The 22,101-nt window shown below is 45.1% G+C and carries 22 protein-coding genes, 3 tRNA genes and 1 pseudogene; 7 read left to right on the forward strand and 19 right to left on the reverse strand.

What is annotated here, in order from left to right; all coding sequences use genetic code 11:
• Positions 1-2: 2 nt before the first annotated feature.
• From BUB86_RS10335 to BUB86_RS10370, 8 genes and pseudogenes are all read right to left on the reverse strand, one after another.
• Positions 3-680: pseudogene (locus BUB86_RS10335) on the reverse strand (DUF2027 domain-containing protein); the annotation flags it as partial.
• Positions 681-771: 91 nt separating this feature from the next.
• Positions 772-1,374: an electron transport complex subunit RsxA gene (gene rsxA / locus BUB86_RS10340; protein ID WP_073209137.1), complete on the reverse strand. Its 603-nt coding sequence runs from the start codon at positions 1,372-1,374 to the stop codon at positions 772-774.
• Positions 1,375-1,443: 69 nt separating this feature from the next.
• The gene (gene rsxE / locus BUB86_RS10345; RefSeq protein WP_073209139.1) at positions 1,444-2,022 is read right to left on the reverse strand and encodes an electron transport complex subunit RsxE; all 579 of its coding nucleotides are present in this window, start codon (positions 2,020-2,022) and stop codon (positions 1,444-1,446) included.
• 18 nt (positions 2,023-2,040) lie between these two features.
• On the reverse strand, positions 2,041-2,670 hold the full coding sequence (locus BUB86_RS10350; RefSeq protein WP_073209141.1) for an RnfABCDGE type electron transport complex subunit G: 630 nt from the start codon (positions 2,668-2,670) through the stop codon (positions 2,041-2,043).
• Positions 2,667-3,656, reverse strand: coding sequence for an RnfABCDGE type electron transport complex subunit D (locus BUB86_RS10355; protein ID WP_073209143.1), 990 nt, complete (start codon positions 3,654-3,656; stop codon positions 2,667-2,669). Before BUB86_RS10355 ends, BUB86_RS10350 begins: the two co-directional genes overlap by 4 nt.
• Before the next feature lie 36 nt (positions 3,657-3,692).
• The gene (gene rsxC, locus BUB86_RS10360; RefSeq protein ID WP_073209145.1) at positions 3,693-5,060 is read right to left on the reverse strand and encodes an electron transport complex subunit RsxC; all 1,368 of its coding nucleotides are present in this window, start codon (positions 5,058-5,060) and stop codon (positions 3,693-3,695) included.
• Positions 5,057-5,971, reverse strand: coding sequence for a Fe-S cluster domain-containing protein (locus tag BUB86_RS10365; protein ID WP_073209147.1), 915 nt, complete (start codon positions 5,969-5,971; stop codon positions 5,057-5,059). Before BUB86_RS10365 ends, rsxC begins: the two co-directional genes overlap by 4 nt.
• A 34-nt stretch (positions 5,972-6,005) precedes the next feature.
• Entirely contained in the window at positions 6,006-6,449 is a 444-nt protein-coding gene (locus tag BUB86_RS10370; RefSeq protein WP_073209149.1) for a SoxR reducing system RseC family protein, read from the reverse strand.
• Positions 6,450-6,602: 153 nt separating this feature from the next.
• On the opposite strand from BUB86_RS10370, the gene BUB86_RS10375 reads away from it, so the two are divergent.
• Complete coding sequence (locus tag BUB86_RS10375; protein ID WP_073209347.1) at positions 6,603-7,043, forward strand: hypothetical protein; 441 nt, start codon at positions 6,603-6,605, stop codon at positions 7,041-7,043.
• On the opposite strand, the gene BUB86_RS10380 is transcribed toward BUB86_RS10375, so the two are convergent.
• From BUB86_RS10380 to BUB86_RS10410, 7 genes are all read right to left on the reverse strand, one after another.
• Positions 7,040-7,702 (reverse strand): hypothetical protein, encoded by a 663-nt coding sequence (locus tag BUB86_RS10380; RefSeq protein ID WP_073209151.1) that lies wholly within the window; start codon positions 7,700-7,702, stop codon positions 7,040-7,042. The genes BUB86_RS10375 and BUB86_RS10380 overlap by 4 nt on opposite strands.
• Positions 7,703-7,722: 20 nt before the next feature.
• A complete protein-coding gene (locus BUB86_RS10385) occupies positions 7,723-9,207 on the reverse strand; it encodes a glycoside hydrolase family 10 protein (protein WP_073209153.1) in 1,485 nt (494 codons plus the stop codon).
• Positions 9,197-11,845, reverse strand: a complete 2,649-nt coding sequence (gene metH, locus BUB86_RS10390) for a methionine synthase (protein ID WP_410543942.1) — start codon at positions 11,843-11,845, stop codon at positions 9,197-9,199. Before metH ends, BUB86_RS10385 begins: the two co-directional genes overlap by 11 nt.
• 90 nt (positions 11,846-11,935) lie before the next feature.
• A complete protein-coding gene (gene smpB, locus BUB86_RS10395; RefSeq protein WP_073209156.1) occupies positions 11,936-12,418 on the reverse strand; it encodes an SsrA-binding protein SmpB in 483 nt (160 codons plus the stop codon).
• Positions 12,415-12,918, reverse strand: a complete 504-nt coding sequence (locus BUB86_RS10400) for a DMP19 family protein (protein WP_073209158.1) — start codon at positions 12,916-12,918, stop codon at positions 12,415-12,417. The genes smpB and BUB86_RS10400 overlap by 4 nt, the downstream gene beginning before the upstream one ends.
• A gap of 51 nt (positions 12,919-12,969) precedes the next feature.
• Complete coding sequence (locus BUB86_RS10405) at positions 12,970-13,773, reverse strand: MBL fold metallo-hydrolase (protein ID WP_073209160.1); 804 nt, start codon at positions 13,771-13,773, stop codon at positions 12,970-12,972.
• 74 nt (positions 13,774-13,847) lie between these two features.
• A complete protein-coding gene (locus tag BUB86_RS10410; RefSeq protein WP_073209163.1) occupies positions 13,848-16,031 on the reverse strand; it encodes a BamA/TamA family outer membrane protein in 2,184 nt (727 codons plus the stop codon).
• A 95-nt stretch (positions 16,032-16,126) separates the two neighbouring features.
• Here BUB86_RS10410 and BUB86_RS10415 point away from each other — a divergent pair, with 95 nt between their 5' ends.
• Positions 16,127-16,933 (forward strand): TrmH family RNA methyltransferase, encoded by an 807-nt coding sequence (locus BUB86_RS10415; RefSeq protein WP_073209165.1) that lies wholly within the window; start codon positions 16,127-16,129, stop codon positions 16,931-16,933.
• A 6-nt stretch (positions 16,934-16,939) separates the two neighbouring features.
• Here BUB86_RS10415 and BUB86_RS10420 read toward each other — a convergent pair whose 3' ends face one another.
• The 3 genes from BUB86_RS10420 to BUB86_RS10430 all read right to left on the reverse strand — a co-directional run bounded on the left by BUB86_RS10420 (position 16,940) and on the right by BUB86_RS10430 (position 19,085).
• A complete protein-coding gene (locus BUB86_RS10420; RefSeq protein ID WP_073209167.1) occupies positions 16,940-18,100 on the reverse strand; it encodes a DUF4421 family protein in 1,161 nt (386 codons plus the stop codon).
• Positions 18,101-18,203: 103 nt separating this feature from the next.
• Positions 18,204-18,827, reverse strand: coding sequence for an OmpH family outer membrane protein (locus BUB86_RS10425; RefSeq protein WP_073209169.1), 624 nt, complete (start codon positions 18,825-18,827; stop codon positions 18,204-18,206).
• Positions 18,828-18,878: 51 nt separating this feature from the next.
• Positions 18,879-19,085, reverse strand: a complete 207-nt coding sequence (locus BUB86_RS10430) for a hypothetical protein (protein WP_073209171.1) — start codon at positions 19,083-19,085, stop codon at positions 18,879-18,881.
• Positions 19,086-19,152: 67 nt separating this feature from the next.
• Here BUB86_RS10430 and BUB86_RS10435 point away from each other — a divergent pair, with 67 nt between their 5' ends.
• From BUB86_RS10435 to BUB86_RS10455, 5 genes are all read left to right on the forward strand, one after another.
• Complete coding sequence (locus BUB86_RS10435; RefSeq protein ID WP_073209173.1) at positions 19,153-20,613, forward strand: aminoacyl-histidine dipeptidase; 1,461 nt, start codon at positions 19,153-19,155, stop codon at positions 20,611-20,613.
• The gene (locus tag BUB86_RS10440) at positions 20,610-20,978 is read left to right on the forward strand and encodes a hypothetical protein (RefSeq protein WP_073209175.1); all 369 of its coding nucleotides are present in this window, start codon (positions 20,610-20,612) and stop codon (positions 20,976-20,978) included. The genes BUB86_RS10435 and BUB86_RS10440 overlap by 4 nt, the downstream gene beginning before the upstream one ends.
• A 109-nt stretch (positions 20,979-21,087) precedes the next feature.
• Positions 21,088-21,174, forward strand: a tRNA-Ser gene (locus BUB86_RS10445).
• Positions 21,175-21,214: 40 nt separating this feature from the next.
• Positions 21,215-21,286, forward strand: a tRNA-Glu gene (locus BUB86_RS10450).
• A gap of 87 nt (positions 21,287-21,373) precedes the next feature.
• Positions 21,374-21,448 (forward strand) — tRNA-Glu (locus BUB86_RS10455).
• 72 nt (positions 21,449-21,520) lie between these two features.
• On the opposite strand, the gene BUB86_RS10460 is transcribed toward BUB86_RS10455, so the two are convergent.
• The gene (locus BUB86_RS10460) at positions 21,521-22,066 is read right to left on the reverse strand and encodes a M48 family metallopeptidase (RefSeq protein ID WP_073209177.1); all 546 of its coding nucleotides are present in this window, start codon (positions 22,064-22,066) and stop codon (positions 21,521-21,523) included.
• Between the last annotated feature and the right edge of the window lie 35 nt (positions 22,067-22,101).

A 22,101-nucleotide genomic window follows, 5' to 3' on the forward strand; every position in this document is an offset into this window, starting at 1 on the left:
ACATCGTTTTCAATCAAAGTATAAATAAGAGCTGGCTGCTCAAAGAAATCGTTCTCGCGGAAGGCATGCAGTTTGTAGAACTTCACGGTATCTACACGCACCTGAGCGTTAACGGGCGACTTGAGCAGATAATGCTTATCACGCTTGTAGGCCATGAGTTGGATGCAGCAATGTTCCAGATCATTCAGATCTTCACGACCGAACTCCTCGATAAACTCCTTACAGTTGGGCTCAATCTCGCCCTCGGCACGAAGCTTCCAAGCGCTGCCTTCGGCAGTCATATACACATAGCGCAGATAGTAGTTGGAATCATTAACCAGATAGGTTTCGAAACGACTCTGCGACAGTTCTTTGATTTCCATTGGCACAAAGGCAAGGAAAGCACTCAGCTTGTCGCCACCCTTACGTTCCTCAGGTTTAGCTTTAAAAGTAATCGGACGATCGGCAGGCTCTATCTCGGGCTCTTCTTCCTCCTCGGCTGCCTGACGGGCCTGATTCTTAATCTCTACCATACGAGTGGTCTCATAGCTTTCTTCGCCTACTACCACCACCTCGTTTATCAGCATCGGCATCTGGAAGCCGTCTTCGTCTTCTACCAATACAATATTCTTTCCCTGGAAGCCAGCCACTTTTCCGCCGCCAACCTCGCTCAAGAATCTCACTTTATCTCCAATCTTCATTTTAATAATAAGATTTAATTTGGGCACAAAGATAAACAAAAAAGCCCGAACTACAAAATAGTTCGGACTCTTTTTAGTATTCAGTAGTTATTTAATCCAATCCGAAGAGGAGCTTCAAGCCTCCATCGACACCCGAGAAGCCCATGAATGCCAGACTGAGCAGACCAGCCGAGAGCATCACGATAGCCATTCCCTGCATGCCCTTAGGAATCTTTACCAGCTCGAGCTGTTCACGCATGCCTGCAAACACAGTCAGAGCCAAACCGAAACCGATGGCAGTAGAAAAGGCGTAAACCACACTCTGCAACAGGTTGTAATCTTTCTGGATAACCAAGATAGCTACACCGAGCACAGCACAGTTAGTGGTGATAAGTGGCAGGAAGATTCCCAGAGCCTGATAAAGCGCGGGAGAAACCTTCTTCAAAACAATCTCGACCAACTGCACCAGCGATGCGATGACCAGAATGAAGGCGATGGTCTGCAGATACTGCAAGCCAAAGGCATCGAGCACATATTTCTGAACTAGCCAGGTAACGATGGTGGCAAGTGTCAACACAAAAGCTACAGCTGCCGACATACCCAGCGAGGTATCAATCTTCTTAGATACGCCAAGGAAAGGACAAATGCCTAAGAACTGCGACAACACGATGTTGTTCACAAAAATGGCACTGATGAAAATCAAAATGTATTCCATAAATTCTTGAAGTTAAAGGGAATATAAAGAGAAGCGATAACTTCCTTTTTAACTTCCTTTTCATTCCCACTATTTGATTTTGTTTACAATTGCAATAAGGAATCCCAAAGTGATGAATGCTCCTGGAGGGAGAACAAACAACAGAATGTTGTAAGTCTCAGGCAGAAGGGTTAGACCAAAGATAGAGCCTGCACCAAGCAACTCACGGCAGATGCCCAGAAGCGTAAGGCCTACGGTAAAACCAAGTCCGATACCGATACCATCGAACAAAGAGGCAACGGGTGAGTTCTTAGCAGCAAAAGCCTCAGCACGACCCAAGATAACACAGTTTACCACAATCAGCGGGATAAACAATCCAAGCGATTTATCGACATCGGGCAGATACGCCTTGATAACCATCTGGAGGATTGTTACAAAGGCAGCAATCACCACGATGAATACTGGAATGCGAACCTTATCGGGAGTGACTGACTTGAGGCAGCTGATAACAAAGTTTGTGCAAATAAGTACCGCCATAGTGGCAAGTCCCATAGACATACCATTCATGGCAGAGGTGGTTGTGGCCAACGTAGGACACATACCCAGCATCAGGACGAACGTGGGGTTCTCCTTAATGATGCCATTCTTAATAATCTGTATTGCGTTCATAAAACTATTCACTTTTCACTATTCACTTTTCACTTTTTGTGTAGCGCCAGTCTCACCATCTGTTGATGAAGCGGCCTTGAAAGCGTTATAAGCATTGTTGACAGCTAACAGGAAGGCGCGACTGGTAATAGTCGAAGCGGTGATTGCATCAACCTTTCCGCCATCCTTTGATACAGTGAGAGGTTCAGCTGGCGACTTGCCGATAATATCGCCCTTCTCGCCCTTTTGGAACCACTTGTCGGCCTTAGCACCAAGTCCTGGTGTCTCTGCATGTTCCAGCAGCGTGTAACCTAGAATCTTTCCTTCGGGATCGAAACCTACCAACACTTTCAGATCGCCACCAAAGCCACCAGTGGTGCTCTCTACGGCAGCACCAAGCTCGTTGCCTTTGGCATCCTTGGTCTGATAGATAATGTAAACGAGTTCCTTACCCTTGGCATCGGTCTGCTTAACGGTATCGGTGGCTGTTACCGTCAGGTCATCGCACACCAAAACCTCTTTGATACCATCGGCCAGAGCCTTAGCCTTCTGTTCGCTGATAGGACCCTCGGTAAGATGATTGACGAAGGCCAGGATACCACCCATGATGACTGCTACCGATGTAAGTACCAGCACCATATTCAGTAATGATGATTCTAACTTCTTCATTTTGCAACCTCCCCGAATCTCTTTGGTTTAACATAATTGTTGATGAGTGGCGTGAACGCATTCATGATGAGAATAGCGAACGACATGCCCTCAGGATAAGCGCCCCAGTTACGGATAACTACAGTGAGGAATCCGATAGCAACACCATAGATGAGCTGTCCCTTTGGAGTCATAGGACTGGTTACATAGTCGGTAGCCATAAAAATGGCACCCAGCAACAAACCTCCAGTAAGTAATACCGAGACAGGATCGGGATAAACAGGATTAGCCAGATGCAACAAACCTGAGAATACGAACGCTGTACCCATAATTGATACAGGAATATGCCAGGTGATGATACGGTTATAAAGCATGAATGCCAAACCAAACAGCAGGGCTAATCCACAAATCTCTCCCATAGCGCCAGCGCCACCAGAACTTGAACCTAAGAAAAGCTCGAATGATGAAGGCAACTGGTCGAGAACCGAAACATCGCCGGTTCTGATAGCTGAGCTAACAATAGAAAGCGGAGTAGCTCCAGTCTCTGCGTCGAGATAAGTATCCCACTGACCAATCTTTGGCCATGTAGTCATCTGTGCAGGGAATGCCACCAACAAAGCAGCACGACCCACCAACGCAGGGTTGAAGATGTTATTACCCAGACCACCAAACGTCATCTTAGCAACGCCGATAGCAAACAGCGCACCAATCAGGATAATCCAGATAGGCAGGTTTGAAGGCAGGTTGAACGCCAGGAGCAGACCAGTGATAATAGCCGATCCATCGCGCAAGGTGCTCTCCTTCTTCAGAATGTATTTACAGATAGCCCACTCAAAGAAGCAGCAGGCTGCAACACTCGTTACAGTAACAATAACCGAACCCAAGCCAAAGAAATAGAAGGAAGCAAGCAGCGCAGGCATCAATGCGATGATGACACCATACATGTTGCGTTCGATAGAATCGCGGCTGTGGGCATGTGGCGATAATGAAACAATTAACTTTCCCATTGTACTATTTTACAATTTGAATATTTCACAATTTGACTATTTTTTGGCAGCACGACTGCGGATGATTCCCATCACTGTGGCTTTTCCCAAGCGGATGTTATCCAGAAGCGGACGATATGCCGGACAAGTATAGTGACAAGAGCCACACTCGATACAGCTGGTGATATCCTCGCTCTCAGCACGCTCCCAGTTCTTAACCTCTGAGAGTTTAGCCAACAGGTAAGGCTCCAATCCCATAGGACAAACGCCTACACACTTAGCGCAACGGATACAAGGCTGTGGTTCCTTGCGGCGAGCCTCGTCATCGCTGATGATGGTAACAGAGTTAGTTCCCTTACAGATGGGCACCTCTGTACTGGTAAGTGCCTTACCCATCATAGGTCCGCCAGCCAACAGCTTATTGTCGCCCTCAGGCATACCACCACAGGCATCAATCAGATTCTTCATCGGTGTACCCATGCGCACCTGGAAGTTGCCAGGGTTAGTCAGCTTCTTACCTGTAACAGTGGTATAGCGCTCAAACAGCGGCTTATTCTTCATCACAGCCTCGTAAACGGCAAAGGCCGTTCCTACGTTCTGAACAATAGCGCCCACATTAACAGGAATAGCAGGAGGCGCTGGAACCTGACGCTGAATGACAGCATCAACCAACTGTTTCTCACCTCCCTGTGGATAACGCTGCTTCAAAGGTACAACCTCTACCTGATACTTAGTACCGCTAAACTTCTTGGCACATTTTTCTGTGAGCAGCTCGATAGCAGCGGGTTTGTTGGTCTCAATACCTATATAACCCTTGGTTACCTTAGCGCCCATCATCAGCAGCTCGAGACCAACCAGAATCTCATCGGAACGTTCCATCATCAGGCGATAGTCGGCTGTGATATATGGCTCACACTCTACAGCGTTAATAATCACACACTCGGCCTTAGCTGTAGGAGGAGGTGTCAGTTTGATGAATGTGGGGAAACAAGCACCACCCATACCTACTACACCGGCATTCTTGATACGGTTCACAATCTCCTCTGGTGTCAGATCGGGATGATTTTCAACCAACTCAAGTTTGTTAGAGCGGTCGATACTCTCTTCCCACTCATCGCCCTCTACATTAATGATAATAACGGGCTTACGATAGCCTGTGGCATCGATAGCGGTATCAATCTTGAACACCGTTCCGCTCACTGACGAGAAGATTGGTGCAGAAACAAATCCGCCAGCCTCGGCAATCAGAGTGCCTACCTTTACCTTGTCGCCCTTGGCAACTACAGGCTTAGCAGGCGCACCGATATGCTGACTCAATGGGAAGATAGCCTGCTTGGGCAACTCGGCCACAATCGTAGGCACCTCGTGAGTCAGCTTATTCTCTTCAGGGTGAATACCACCCATACTAAATGTCTTTATCTTCATGCCTGTTCCTCCTTTCTTTCACTAGTTTCACTAGTCTCACTAGATGAACTAGTTGTACTAGACATACTAGTTGTACTAGCTTTACTTACCGGGAAATTAACTGCAACAATAGCCTTCTTAGGGCAAACGGCTACACACTTGCGACACAAGCGGCACTTCTGATGGTCGATGTAAGCCAGGTTGTTCTCAACGGTGATAGCACCGAAAGGACATTCCTTCTCACACTTTCCACATCCGATACAGCTGACTGCACAAGCCTTCATAGCTGCAGGCCCCTTGTCCTTATTTACACACGATACAAACACACGTCTGTTCTTCGGTCCCTTCTTACGGAGTTCGATGATGTTTCGTGGACAAGCCTTGACACAAGCGCCGCATGAGGTACACTTCTCATCGTCGACTTCAGGAATACCTGTTGCTGGATTAATACTGATAGCACCAAACTGACATGCAGCTACGCAATCGCCACATCCAAGACAGCCAAAACCACAAGCTGTCTCACCGGCACCACAAGCATGCATCGCTGCACAGGTGCGCAATCCGGCATATTCAGCAATCTTGGCTCGATGCTCACATGTTCCGTTACATCTTACTACAGCCACCATGGGCTCAGTATTAGCAATAGCCATTCCCAACAAGTCGGCCACCTTTCCCATAGTCTCAGCTCCACCTACAGGACACATCAGTCCGTCAAGGCTACCAGCATCAGCACCTTTTACAAGTGCATCAGCCATACCGCTACAACCAGGGAAACCACATCCTCCACAATTGGCTCCAGGAAGTAATTCGCCAACCTGGGCAATACGAGGATCCTCATAAACAGCGAACTTCTTGGAGGCAGCAAAAAGCACAATGGCAGCTATCAATCCGATAGTTCCAAGTACAATTACAGCAATCAAGATAAAATTCATAATTTCCTCTATTTGTTTTAGTTACTACTTTTTATTAATTATCTAAGTTAAATGATATACGTTGTTGAATCTTATCACGCATCAGCCACAGCGCCGAATAATATGGTACCAGCGAACCTAACGCTGTAAGGGCTGCCACGCCCTCGCTATCTGTCAGTTTTAAGGCTACCATCAGTACACATATTAATATAAGGAAAGGAACACCAAAGCCTAATAACAGTGCTTGATTAGCAACATCTTTCGATGCCCAAACTGTTACCTGCTGCCCTACCTTATATCTTTTTGTATCAGCACCAAAGACATCTACCATTTTTACCTTTGATTCGGCTGCATTCTTGGACGAGCCAAGCGACAAAGTCGAGCGACAGTGGTTAGCCACCTTGCATGCCGCACAAGCCGAGGTCTGAACGATTTGCACTTTGATGCAACCATCCTTAATACTATGTATTACTCCTGAATGTGATATCTTATTACTCATCAATTTGTCAAGTAGACTTTACATTTTGCAAAGGTACGAAAAACAAACTAATAAAACAAGCGAAATAGCGGTTTTTTCGTAAAAATAATCGTAATCGTTTGCAATTACAAAAGTTTTTTTATACTTTTGCGCCGGATTAAGAATAAAAAGAAGATGAAGACAACCGAACTGACATTCCAGCAAATCGAACGTGCTATCCGCAAGATAGCCGACAAATTCCCTCCATCAGAGGAGGCTAACGTTATGACCGACATCCATTTCCGAGTTACTCAGGATACTGGTGAACTAATGGCTTTCGATGATAATGATGAGGAGATAAACCGTTGCATTATTGAGGAATGGATTGATAATACGGACGATAACTTCTTCGATGAGATCCCTAGTATTTTCCGCAAGTGTCTTGACAAGATGAAGGACACTATAGAAAACATGTCAATTCTCAAGCCATTCTCGTTCGTTCTTGAGAATGACGAGAAAGAATCTATTGCCGAGCTTTATCTGGTTGATGACGAGACTGTGATTATCGACCCAGATTTGATGCAAGGACTTGATGAGGATCTTAATGATTTCCTTAAAAAACTTCTTGAGGATTAATCATCCAACTCTTCACTTTTCTGCAATAGGAAATTACGCGATGCATCAAGCGTGTAAACCTCATCTGTGCGCGTTTTGTGCTTTTCCTTCGAATAATCCATCAAGTGTATTTCGTAGTCGCTAGTAATGGTGAAGTATTGAAGTAACTCTTCCTCATCGAATAAGTCATAATCTTCCTCATCTTCTATCGCATATAGACAGATTTTATCTACAGGAAGATAATCATTATCGAGCGAATAAAGCCATAATGAATATCTTTCTGTTCCATCTTCGTCATCATCTGCCACTCCTTCATCAGCAGCAAGAATCATCAATCGTGCACCTAGCGACTCAGATAATGATATGGCTTTCTGTTTTCCATTACCTTCCAATTCCAACGCCTTGGCAATATCCTGAGGCACAGGTTTAAAGTTTGGCAGATATCTTACAAACTCATCGGAATAAGCAATTGGTAGTGGCAATAATGCCAAACTGTCGTAGAACAGCTTCAAGGGATTGTCGGATTTCTCAAGATTAATACCTTGAGCCGCCAATCGCTCAGCAACCTCTATCTTTTGGATACTGTCCAGCTTTCGCTGCATCTCCTCAGCACTCATGCTCCTGCCACCACAAGCAGCCAACAGCATCATTGCCACTATCACACCAAAAACTCCTTTCATCTTGATATTCCTCCTAAGGATTATAACTTAATCTTCTTCGAAACAGGCTTGCTCTCGTTCTGAATGCGGTTCAAGGCAGTTACCACATAGGTAAATTTCTCAGTGCCTCGCTCATAAGGCAGTTTGTAGAAGAACTGGTCTGTGATGGTCACAATCTTCGAAGCATCATCGAGATTCACCTTCTCACCCTTAGCAAAGCGGTAAATCACATATTTCACCGACTGTGTATCCCAATGCTTGCCGTTTGATGGCGTCCAGAACAGAATGTATCCATCCTCTGTCCAGACGGGAGCCAGCTTCTTCACCTTCTTAGGAGCCTTGTTGCTGATAAAGCTCATATCGGGCTGCAGTGTTTTGTTCTTCCAGTAAACCTCACGCAGCGATGTACCATAGTTGCCCACATTGTCAACTGCAGCCTTTGCATACCATAATACGGTTCCCTTAACAGTAGGATAAGTGCGATGTAAATTCATCTTTGCAGCCAACTGATGGCGATTCGCATTCTGCGGATCAGCATACTTCACAGTGCGCTCAACATCCTCACCTATTACCAGCGGACGGGCTGAAGCATGCTGGCTCCACCACTTAATCAGTGTAGCGTAATCAGCAGCTTTATTACCAATCTCCCAATACAGCTGAGGCACGCAGTAATCTAACCATCCATTGTTAACCCACAGCAGAATGTCGGCATAGAGATCGTCATAGTTCTGAGTGCCGTTGGTATCACTACCTGCAGGCGAACTCTTTTTATTACGATAGATACCAAATGGCGAGATGCCGACTTTTACCCAAGGCTTGACATCATGGATTGCTTTATAAAACTGCTCGATAAACAGGTTTACGTTATATCGGCGCCAATCGTTCTGGTCCTTAATACCATTGGAATGATCGTGAAACAACTCATCGTCAGGAATGGTCTGTCCCTTAACAGGATATGGATAGAAATAATCGTCCATGTGTATGCCGTCTACATCATAGCGGCTCACAATGTCCTGAGCTACCTGACAGATATAGTCGCGATTTTCCTGCATTCCCGGATTCAGAATAAACAATTCGTCATAAGCAAAACAACTTGATGGCTTACGGATGGCTATATGACTATTTGATAGTACTGTAGTACCCTTGGTCTTAGCACGGAATGGGTTAATCCATGCGTGAAGCTCCATACCTCGCTTATGGCACTCATCGATCATCCACTGCAAGGGATCCCAATATGGGGAGGGAGCCTTACCCTGTACGCCTGTCAGGAATCGGCTCCAAGGCTCTATCTTACTCTCATAGAGCGCATCACACTCTGGACGCACCTGAAACATAATGACGTTCACGCCGTCCTTCTGCAGTTCGTTAAGCTGGTAGGTCAGCGTCTCCTGCATCTTCTTTGTACCCAGGTTCTGGAACTGTCCATTAACACATTGTATCCATGCTCCACGCATCTCTCGCTTCTGAGCATTCATTGTCGTCGCCATCATCAGGGCGACAGCCATTAAAATCAGTTTATTCTTCATATTTTGGTTTATTCTTTCTTGCTTCTTCCAACGATACTATCTTAGTCTGTTCCTGCTTATATTCCTCGCGCAGAATGTCATATTTCTCATCTAATTCGTGCTCCACAGCCTCCTTGTCGGCCATTAACTTCTGAGCTACAAGTGCATTCTGGGACGCATCCTTCATCCACACCACCGGACCGCCATATACAGGAGCAATCTTCAATGCCACATGCAACTCACTAGTTGTAGCACCACCTATCATGATGGGCAAATCCATACCAGCCTTTTTCAACTCTTCGGCCACATTTACCATCTCCTCAAGACTGGGTGTTATCAGTCCACTCAGACCTATCATATCTACGTTCTCCTCTTTGGCTTTACGTACAATCTGATCAGCAGGCACCATTACTCCCATATCTATTACATCATAGCCGTTACATGCCATTACAACGCTGACGATGTTTTTCCCGATATCGTGCACATCGCCTTTTACGGTAGCTAGCAGCACTTTTCCTGCAGATGTGGTACTCTCTGTTTTCTCCGCTTCGATATATGGCTGAAGAATATCTACAGCCTGTTTCATGGTGCGGGCCGTTTTAACGACTTGCGGTAGAAACATCTTTCCTTCGCCAAACAAGGTACCAACCTTATTCATTCCTGCCATCAGAGGCCCCTCGATGATGTCTACCGCATGTGGAAAATTTCCCAAAGCCTCTTTTAAGTCATCTTCAAGAAAGGTACTATCACCCTTAATCAATGCCTGAGCCAATCTCTCTTCCACAGGCGATTTACTTCTATCATCCGTTTCTGATGTAGTAGAACCAGATACTGCACCAGCTTCCTTCTTGGCCAATTCCTCAGCAAGAATCTTTCCTGCCAGTTCTATTAAATCTTCTGATGCTCCTTTGCGACGATTCAGGACAACGTCTTCTATCACCTTAAGTTCTTCTGCAGGAATATCAGCATAAGTAACTTTGGTAGAAGGATTTACAATACCGAAATCCATACCAACCTGAATAGCGTGATAGAGGAATACGGCATGCATCGCCTCACGGATATAGTTATTACCACGGAACGAGAAACTCAGGTTACTCACACCTCCACTAACATGTGCTCCTGGCAGGTTATGATGTATCCATTCTGTAGCGCGTATAAAGTCAAGCGCATAAGCATCATGCTCCTCCATACCTGTTGCTATAGCAAGTACATTGGGATCGAAAATGATGTCGCGTGGATTCATGCCCACCTTTTCAGTCAGTATCTTATAGGCACGTTGGGCTATCTCAATGCGTCGCTCATAGGTTGTGGCCTGACCTTCTTCATCAAAACACATCACCACTACAGCTGCACCGTATCGCATCACATCTTCAGCATGCTCAACAAACTTCTGCTCACCCTCTTTCAGCGATATTGAGTTGACAATGCTCTTGCCTTGAACACATTTAAGACCTGCTTGTATCACATCCCAGTTAGATGAATCAATCATCACTGGCACCTTGGCTATATCAGGCTCAGCAGCAATCATATTCAGGAATGTTGCCATCTCCTGCTTCGCATCAAGCAGTCCATCATCCATGTTTACATCGATAACCAATGCACCATCACTCACCTGTTTACGAGCAATGCTCAGAGCTTCGTTGTATTTCTTCTCCTTTATCAGTCGCAGGAATTTTCGAGAACCAGCAACGTTACATCTTTCTCCTACATTAGTGAATGTGTTTTCTAAAGGAGCAAGAAGTTCCAAGCCCGAAAGCCACATGGTTTTTGGCTTTTCAGCAATCTGATGAGGCTTTTTGCCTTCAACCAGTGGTTGATAGAGACGTATAAACTCATCGGTAGTACCACAACAACCACCAATGATATTTACTATTCCTTCGTCTACCAATTCACCCATCTTGGGAGCCATACTCTCGGCTGTCTCATCATACAGACCTAGAGCATTAGGTAGTCCGGCATTGGGGTAGCAACTGATGTAATAAGGTGCTTTTTGAGCCAACTCACGGATAAATGGTTTCATTTGTGTAGCACCAAACGAGCAGTTCAGTCCTATAGAGAATATCTTGTATGTACTAACACTGGCCAAAAAGGCATCGAGTGTTTGTCCAGATAGCGTGCGTCCTGCCAAATCGCTCACCGTTACCGACAACATAATAGGGAGTTCCTGATTACGTTTCAACATCACACGATTACAGGCATCTATGGCGCATTTTGCATTCAGAGTATCAAAGATAGTTTCAATCAGCAGAGCATCTACTCCACCCTCCATCAGCCCATCAGCCTGTTCCATATAAGCCTCCAGCAGCTCATCATAGGTAATATCGCGCATAGCAGGATTGCTGACATCAGGACTCATTGAAAGTGTTTTATTGGTAGGTCCTATAGATCCTGCCACAAATCTTGGCTTTTCTTCTTTGCTGAATTTATCTGCCTCCTCGCGAGCCAATTTTGCTCCACGACAAGCCATCTCCCATGCTTTGTCCTGTAGATTATAATCAGCTTGGGAAATACGCTGGCTGCTGAACGTATTGGTTGATATGATGTCGGCACCAGCTGCCAGATATTTGCGATGAATCTCGCTCACTATCTCTGGACGAGTCAGGTTCAGCTCGTCACTGTTTCCCACCTTTCCCAATACAGCTCCAATCATCGTTCCCATTGCTCCATCAAGAACAAGGACACGGTCGTTTATGATTTCGTCTAGCTTCTTCACCTCGTTTATTTTAACTGTCAATTCTCAATTGTGAATTCACTTCCAAACCTTCATTGCGCGATCCATTTCGCGACGATCCTCTTTCTCTTTCAGAGTTTGACGTTTATCAAACTCTTTCTTACCCTTACATAGAGCCACATCAACCTTAGCACGTCCTTTTTCGTCGATAAAGACAAGAATAGGAACTATAGTATATCCTGTTTGTTTTGTGGCACTTTCTAAAGCACGTATTTCTTTTTTAGTAAGCAATAATTTGCGGTCGCGTTTCTGCTCGTGGTTATTATACGATCCATAGAAATAAGGACTAATGTTCATGCCCTTTACCCACAGTTCACCGTTTATCACAACGCAGTATGTGTCGACCAAACTTGCCTTACCCATACGGATACTTTTAATTTCAGTACCCGTCAGCACGATACCAGCTGTATAAGTTTCAATAAAGAAGTACTCAAATGAAGCCTTCTTATTCTTTATCTGTATCGGACTCTTTTTTCTTATCTGTTCCTCGTTCTTATTCATTTAATAGTTGCGAATTTTTCGATGTTGTCATCGATATAATGAGCAATATCGTCTGTCCATTCCTCCTCGTTCTCTATGAACTGGTCGTCGAGATCTTCAAACTCCGGATACTGCTCGAACATAGCCATAAAGTCCTCATCACTCTTTTCTGTTTCAATCTCATCACGATATTTCAGCCACAGGGTGTGAGCATCGTAAATCAGTTTAGATGGTGCACGCATATCCCATAGGCGAAGAACTTTTGCCAAAGGATTTTTAAATATGAATGGGCCGTAGCCATTGTAAATAAGCTGTACGAATCCGCCATCCATCACCTCGTCATGCAGAATCTTCCAGGCCAACAGTGTCAGTTGGTCAGCGTTTAATTCCTGCATACTCTCAGCAGTAAGTTCTCCATCGATTGAATCGTAGATTGCTTTCACAAAGACGTCGATAAATTCGTCCATTCCCTCCATCGCAGCTTTCTGCAGGTCTTGGTCTCTAACGATTACTTCTTTCATTTTTTATCTCCTACGGATTATACGAATTATTATTTTGCCTTTGGTTTAAATTTATGTAAGCTCATACACGCCCGTTGGTGTTTTGCGCTTAAGAACTTCAAGCTCCACATCCTTACCAGGGATGACTCCGTGACTGCGCAGAATTTGTTCTACCGTTTTGCGAGCCAGCTCTGGGTGATTATTTTCCTCACTCAGATGACAAAGCCAAACATGCTTCAGTTCTTCGGTCATATTATCTACCAGCGCCTCACCACATGAAGTATTACTTAAATGACCACTCTCGCTAAGTATACGATCCTGCAGATACTTCGGATACGGTCCGTTCTTCAGCATCTCAACATCGTGATTAGCTTCTATCACCAAATAGTTTGCACGGCCTATTACGTGTTTTATTTCATCAGTGATATGGCCAACATCGGTAAGCATCACAAAAATAATGCCTTCAACCTCAATCTCGTAACCAACGTTTTCGCTTGCATCATGCGGAACAGCAAATGGGCGCACCTTAAAGTCGCCTAGTTGCACTTCAGTATCCAATTCTATCTCTTTCTTATGGTCGACCGACACTTTACGAGCAACGCAATAATTATTGTCTATACCTTCGTGCACTTTGTGCGTGGCATAAACAGGCAGATTCATATCATGACTCAGGGCCCCTACAGATTTTATATGATCAGCGTGATCGTGAGTTATCAGGACACGCTTAACGGAATTCAGCTGAACACCATATTCTCTACAATATTTCTTGAGTGTGCGTATTCCGATTCCTATATCTATTATCAGCCCGTCTGTCGCAGTACCCAGATAATAGCAATTACCGCTGCTACCGCTTCCAAACGAAATAAATTTCAACATCTTAAATAATTAATTTTCGTGCAAAGGTACAAAAATAATGTGAAACGCCGTAAGCATTTCACATTTTTTTTATTTTAGAATGGCATTCCTACCGCAAAGTGGAAAGCAAGGTCTCGACTTAGTTTTGGATGTATTAGAGGATAGTGGGCATCCGAGTCTATCTCATAGGCTGGATTAACCGCCTTCATACCAAGATCAAAACGTAGAATAAAATAGTCAAAATTTAATCTCAAACCAAGTCCATAACTTACTGCCATATCATTTAACAGTCTACTGAACTTAAATTGCCCTCCTTCTTGACCTTCATACTCTCTAAACGTCCATATATTACCAGCATCAACAAATGCAGCACCATTAAATTTCCAGAATAGATGCGAACGATATTCCACATTAAGATCAAGCTTTATATCACCTGTTTGTGTAATAAAGTTTATACGACCATCCTTATCTTTATATCTACCTGGTCCCAGACTACGTACCGTCCATCCTCTAACGCTATTTGCGCCGCCGCTGAAGTAACGTTTCTCAAAGGGCAACACCTGCGAATTGCCATAAGGATATGCCAAGCCCAGGCCTATATGGAACACCAGCTGATCTTTAACACCTTTCATCAGCTCCTGAGTATAGTCAAAATCACCCTTCACATATTGAGCATATGCAATGTTAAATAACTTATACTGACCCAGATCATTCTTGGCTCCACCAAACAGTTTAGAGCAGACCCCAAGTAAATTTCCTGCCGTTTCTACATTAGTTCGCAATGCCACATGACCATTGTTATATGAATATCCGAATCCCATACGCATAATGAACAGGTCTTCGTAGTTATATCTCAGAATTACATTCTGATTCGATTCATTATCCAGATATTCTTTCTTGAATGTATCGCTTATCCATGGCATGAAAACATAGTTCAGATTCACAAGATCAAAGCGATAGCTATCATGATGATTCTGTGGTCGCCACTGATAGCTCCAGCCTGCTGTTAATACTCGACGATGAAATTCCGGACGATCTTGTGTGTCGTAAATCAAACTAACATCACTGGTTGCCAATGTACGTCGTCTAAAATCCCTGCTCAAGAAAGGCATAATAAAACGAGGAAAACTGAGTCGCGATTCCACGCTATACTCCGTAAAGTTTTGGTTGCTGTAACCTTCCAAGCCCTTAATTGCCTCGTAGGCACCACGCAGTTGCAAGCTAAATGTCTCAGAACCGCGAAACAGATTTCGATTTTGGTATGTTAGCGATGCAGCAGCGCCAAAATCTCCTGCAGTGTTAGTTCCTTCAGGCTGGAAACTAATTGTCGATGGTTTGTTTGTAATGATTTGTATTTTTGCATCCAACAAAGTTGTATCTGGATGCTGTTCAAAAGCGATATTAGTATATCTCACAGCCCCTAGTCTTCCAAAATGATTGTAAGTGTTCTGCAAGTCGGCAGCACTATACAATCCGCCTGCCTCAATAAATGTATTCTCGTCAAGCACCTTTTGCCTCAGATGCATTTGTCCGTCATCATCAACGCCTTCGCAGTTAATCTGACTGATTGTATACGTCTTGTGTTGTTGAGTCAATTGCAATTTCAGGTTCACTCCATGCTGAGTCTCGTCTTTACTTGCTGCATAAGTTATAAATTCCTTATGAAATCGATAGTAGCCACTGTTTTGCAGCCATTGTGTAATTTGGTTACGTTCTTGTTGCAATGCTTCTACATTGAATTGCATTCCCTGATGAAGTATGCTCTGACGTTTCTTCAATGTTCGAGCCACGGCAGTATCTTCTATTTCAAAATCAAGATCGCAAACATAATAAGGCTTTCCTGGATGTAACACGTAAACAGCATCTATTTTTTTCTTCTTACAGTCAACAAACAGTTCCACCTGGGCATCAAGATATCCTTTATTCTGTAACGCCTGTTGCAGGTCTCTACATGTCATCTCAGCTTGTAGGGTATCGTATATCACAGGCGCCTCACCCATCTGTCGTAGCGTGCGGTTCAACCAACTGCTATCGCGACCTGCTAATGCGTACACACCAAGTGGAAGTTTTACAGCCGAAAACCATCGCGAATTGCCCTTCTGTCGCACATAGTTCTTTAGCTGGCTAGTGTTTATATCTCGATATTTACCATCTACCACCACCTTCACATCATCTAGTAGATAATTGCCTGCTGGTATGTCACGAGTAGCCGAACAGCTTCCCAGTATTAGGGCTACTGCCGATAAAATAATATATCTGTTTATTATACTTCGCTTCATTTTGCTTGCAAAATTAAAAAAAATCTCGCAATTCTCACATCAAAATTCTCAATTTATTTGTATCTTTGCACTCAATTAACGCATTTTTCCAGATAATGATAAGTAAGAATCAGATTAAATACGTGCGCCAACTGGAGCAAAAGAAGTTCCGCAAGGCCGAAAACCTCTTCATAGCAGAGGGGCATAAAGTGGTAGGCGACCTGATTTCAGCAGGCTATCGCCCCACCCAACTCTTCGCCACCAAAGAATGGTTATGCCAGCACCCCTCTGATGCTGCTTACATAGAGGTTACCGATGATGAGCTGGCCCGCCTTTCACTCCAGCAGCATCCCCAACAGGTACTCGCCCTATTCCCGATCCCAGATTATTCGACAGCATTAGTAATGCCGTCGAAAGCAAATAATGGCATTTCTTGTACAAGCCAAGCAGCCAAGCCGATCGCTAACGCTAAAAGCCTCTCAATTCTTTTGGACAACGTCCAAGATCCCGGCAATCTAGGCACCATCATCCGTATAGCCGATTGGTTTGGTATCGACACCATTTATTGTTCTACTGGCACTGTTGATGCCTGGAATCCAAAAGTAATCCAGGCTACGATGGGGTCTATTGCTCGTGTACGCATTGTATATGTTGATCCTATCGAGTTATTCGACACCCTTCCTACAGATTACCCCATTTATGGCACATTCCTTGACGGTGAGAATATTTACACACAGAATCTAACCCCATACGGACTTATCGTTATGGGCAATGAGGGTAACGGTATTTCGGATGCTGTACGCGCCCGCGTTACCCAAAAAATACTAATTCCTGATTTTCATAATGGCAACACTGCCGATAGCCTGAATGTAGCTATCGCCACTGCCATAACCTGTTCTGAATTCCGCCGCAGAGGACTTTAACGTGATTTATAACCTGATGCCAAAACATGCATTGACGAACCAATCGTTGAGGTTGCCGGTAGTGCTGTCGTATTTGAAGGGGAAACGGTACAGTTGGGCATAGGCGTTGATGAACCAATCGCCGAAGTTGTAAGTGAGCGACAGGCGGGCATCGAACGTGAGCGATATTTTACCATGAGTGGTATCCTTGTAATCCTTTGTCTCGGGACGGGTAATTTTCTGGGGGCCCTCGGATGGATAAATCCTGTAGTCGGTATAGTCGAAATCAGGCTCTGTGGGCTCGGGATTGTCAATATCGTCAACGATGGCCTCGCGAAGATTTGAGTTGTAATACCACACATCGAGGCGATTGTAGAGCGTAACCATAGGCATGGCCAGAGCACTGATGAGAAGGCCCTTGCAGGGCACAAAGTTATAAGCATAGCCGGGGCCGATAGAGAACTGTGTCTGCTTAATCTTGCCGATGTCGCCCATCATGAGGATGAAGTCGGCATTCATACCCTCGTCGTAGCTGATGCGCGAATTGTAATACATGGCGCCAACCATAAACGAACCTGCCGAGCGCTTCTGGAACACACTCTGATCGTAAGCGGCACAATAAGAGAATCGCTTGCGGTTGAACAGGTAATAGGCATCGAGCGTAACGGTCTTAACGTCCATGGCATCTAGCAGGTCGAAAGTGCCTCCACCATCCATCTGCTGGCCCGACACATCGGTATAGCGGTACTTGACCGATGGCTCGTCGGTCTTAAACTTGTGTATGCGCAGGTTTACGCCGTAAGCGCCACCCGTGGCTCCAATCTTGAAGATACTACCCTTGTCGCCGCCCACATTGACGCTGTAGCCCAGACCGTAGCCGCGATAGCCGGCCCACAGACCTACGTAGCTCGACACGGCGGTACGCACGCGAGGCTCCCACTGCATGTTGCCCTTTACATCGCCGAACAGGTAGCCACCATCAATCGTAGACTCCATCTTGAGGTCGGTCTGGTTAACATTGCCCTGAACCATAATCTGCCAAGGTTTCTGGGGGGCATCGATATAGCGATGGTCGAGGCCGTTGACACACATGGTATCGAGAAACTGCATCACCTTCTTGACGATAACGGGCTGGGCTGATGCATGGATACTACATAAGAGAGCAATGAGGATAATAGATTTCTTCATACAGCGGGGTTGGCGATTTTTAAAAGACACACGGACTATGGCCTATGGATAAGGTCAGAGCCCGTGCGTAATGTTATGGTTTAAAATACAGAATTTATCAGAATTACTTCTTCTCCTCAGCCTTAGCCTCGTCCTTCTTAGCGTCGGCAGCAGGCTTTGCAGATGGCTTATAGCGCTTGTTCAGACCGTTAATAACATCCTGAGTAACGTCAAGTTTCTTAGCACCCAGAAGAATATTATCGCCCGACTTAGCAAGTATCAAATCATACTTCTTATCCTGGTTATAAACCTTAAGGAAGTTCTGCAGTGAGTCGCGCAGAGCCTCATTGAACTTAGCTGTCTCGCTTGCCAACTCGTTCTCAAGACGAGCCTGAAGCTCCTGCAGATCGCGCTGCTGGCGCTCGATAGCGGCCTGCTGGCTAGCAGCCTGCTCGCGGCTCTGGAAACCGTTGTTATTCAACTTCTGCTGGAAGTTAGCTGCAGCTGCCTGCAAGGCGTTACCCTTTTGGTTCAGGGTGTTGCGGGCGTTGTTGCTCTTCTTCTGCAGGGTTACGCTGTAATCCTTTGCAAAGGTGTACTGAGTCATCAGCGAATCAACCTCAACATAAGCGATTTTAAGGCCATCGCCACTAGTGGCAGCAGGCTGGTCGTCCATCTTTGGACTCTGGTTGTTGCACGATACCATCATAGCTGCGATGGCAAGTGCTGAGAAAATGTACTTTTTCATTTTTAATTATTGTAATATTTTAATTGTTTAATTCTAAATTATTTACTTGTTTCATTTTTCGCTCACAGCATATCGACTCTTGGTACGGAGTTCGCGATCCTGATCCATCACACAATGTATACCTCGGTCTTTCATCGCTTGCGAATCATGAATATGCTGCGATGAGAACTCGCCATTACGCTTAAAAAGCACCTTAACGAGCAAAAATGCCATGCCTATAGCAATTATTAACGTGGTTATGAGTAGAGTCTCAATCATTTTTTATATCTTTGCGGCTGCAAAGTTAAACAATTTATAGCAAAATCAAATAAAAAAAGCATTAATAATGAATAAAAACGATTTAAAACCTGCAGTTGTGTTCGCAGAATTTGCGAAGATTAACGAAATTCCGCGTCCTTCAAAGCGCGAAGAGAAGATGATTGAGTACCTCCAGAAGTGGGGCGAAAGTCATAATCTAGAGACAAAAGTTGACGAGACCGGTAATGTCATCATACGCAAGCCCGCCACCAGGGGTATGGAGAACCGCAAGACGGTAATCCTGCAGAGCCACATGGATATGGTATGCGACAAGCTGGTAGATGTTGAGTTCGACTTTGATAAAGACGCCATCAAGACCTACGTTGAGGGTGAGTGGCTGACAGCAGAGGGAACCACTCTAGGTGCTGACGACGGTATCGGTTGTGCCATAGAGCTAGCCATCCTGGCAAGCGATGACATCGAGCACGGCCCTATTGAGTGCGTATTCACACGCGATGAGGAGACTGGATTGAGCGGAGCCGAAGGCATGAAAGCCGGATTTATGACAGGCGACTACCTGATTAACCTCGACTCTGAGGACGAGGGCGAGATATTTGTTTCTTGCGCAGGCGGACGTAACACCACAGCCAAGTTCACCTTCCTGCGCCAGGAGGCAGCCGCTGGCAGCTTCTTTATGAAAGCCCAACTGAAGGGATTGGTAGGCGGACACTCTGGCGACGACATCAATAAGAAACGCGCCAACGCCATCAAGATTTTGGGCCGTTTCCTCTATCAGGAGATGAACCGTTATGAGGGCATCCAGCTAGCCGAGTTCCACAGTGGCAAGTTGCACAATGCTATTCCACGTGATGGACAATTTGTTATCGCTGTGCCTCACGATATAAAGGAGAACGTTAAGGCCGATTGGAACGTATTTGCAGCCGAGGTTGAGGATGAATTCCACGTAACCGATACCCAGATGGTTTGGACCATGGAGAGCACTGATGCACAGAAGGTGATTGCCCCCGAGGTTGCCAAGAAGTTTGTCTGGGCTATCCAGGCTGTCGACAATGGCATCTACGCCATCTGTCAGGACGAGGCTCTAGGCGGCATGGTCGAGACCTCGAGCAACATCGCCAGCATCCATAGCAGCGATACTGAGATAGAGATTCTCAGCAGCCAGCGCTCTAACGTTATGTCAAACCTCGACAACATGTGCGCCACCATCCGTGCCACATTCGAGCTGGCAGGTGCACAGACCGAGTCAGGCGACGGCTATCCCGCATGGAAGATGAAGGCCAATAGCGAGTTGCAGAAGATTGTTCGCGAGAGCTACGTCAAACTGTTTGGTAAGGAGCCCGTAGTTCGTGGCATCCATGCCGGATTGGAGTGTGGTTTGTTCTCTGAGCGTTACCCACAACTAGACATGGTAAGCTTCGGACCCACCCTGCGATTTGTTCACACTCCTGATGAGCGCCTGCTCATACCAACCGTTCAGATGGTATGGGACCATCTGCTTGATGTTCTTAAAAACATTCCACAGAAATGATGAATTCGCGCGCGTACATTATTAATATACTGTTATGCTTGAGTGTGCTGTTTGTTGCTTCGTGCGGCAAGCAGCACACTGCCGAGCAGACGGTGAAGGATTTTGTTGCCCAGAACATGAAGGATGGCATAGAAACCCAGCGCATCGGTTTTGGCGATCTAGGCACTACACGTCACATCAACGACAGCCTAGTGACTAAAATGCGCAAAAACGGTGCAGAACTCTATAAAAGCGGCATTGCTTATGGTCAAGTTCCCACTGGTGAGGTTTACTACCTGAGAATGAAATACTTACATCAAGGCGACACCCTGCAAAACACCTTCTACCTCGACTCAGAGCTCAAAGAGGTTATAGCATTCAAATAACTTTTTCGAAAAAAAGTAGCATAAAAATTTGCAGGATTCAAAAATTAGTAGTACCTTTGCACCCGCAATCGAGGAGATGCCCCAAGGTTTACAGCTCTAGGGTCCTTTTGGAAGGATGGGTGAGTGGCTGAAACCAGCAGTTTGCTAAACTGCCGTACGGGTTCCCGTACCGGGGGTTCGAATCCCCCTCCTTCCGCACCAAGGGGGTCTCTGAGAGAAGCGATATTTGAAATGTTGGTCGATTCATCTAATGGTTAGGATACAAGATTCTCAATCTTGGCATAGGGGTTCGATTCCCCTATCGACTACATAACAAATATTTGGCCGATTGAGTCTTTGACTCTATCTCCCTTGCGACTCGGCAATTCAAATAAGTTTGATTGCACTCGCTACTTGGTCGATTCATCTAATGGTTAGGATACAAGATTCTCAATCTTGGCATAGGGGTTCGATTCCCCTATCGACTACCAAAGAGAGAGGAAATCCCAAGTGGGTTTCCTCTTTCTTGTATTCAGCATTCTTCTCCAAATACAACGATTTCATTATTTCCCATATGATTTAGTTTCCTTTCGGGCTTCGCGCCACTTGGGGTAATACTTGTCCATCAGTGCATGGAAACGAGCGTTATGACTAGGCTCCAACAGATGGCATAGTTCATGAACAACCACATGCTCCTGACACCATTCCGGAAGCAAAAGTAAATACATAGAGAAGCAGATGGTACGTGTCTTGACATTGCATTGTCCCCATCGCGAAATCATTTTCTTATAGGTAATTGCAGTTGGCTTTACTCCCATTTCTTTCGAATGATATTCCACCATCGGTTCTATAATCGTTTTCAGTCTGCCTTTTGCCTCTTCTATCTGTTTACAGGTAGACAATGGCAACTGGTCGAAGAAATCATGTCGTGCCTGTACTTTTTCCAGTGTTTTCTTCCTGGCTTCTATGATCCAGTCGTGATGTTCTTCAATGAACTGCATGACTTTCTTTTTCGAAAGCCCTATTGGCACCGAAACATGCAAATCGCCATTTTTTACAATACGCATTGAGAGTCTGCGAGTCAATCTATATGTTACTTGAATATTCATAAATAATCTGAATAATGGATGCAAATATAATTATA

Origin of the sequence: Xylanibacter ruminicola (assembly GCF_900142525.1) — a bacterium.
Classification (GTDB): domain Bacteria; phylum Bacteroidota; class Bacteroidia; order Bacteroidales; family Bacteroidaceae; genus Prevotella; species Prevotella ruminicola_A.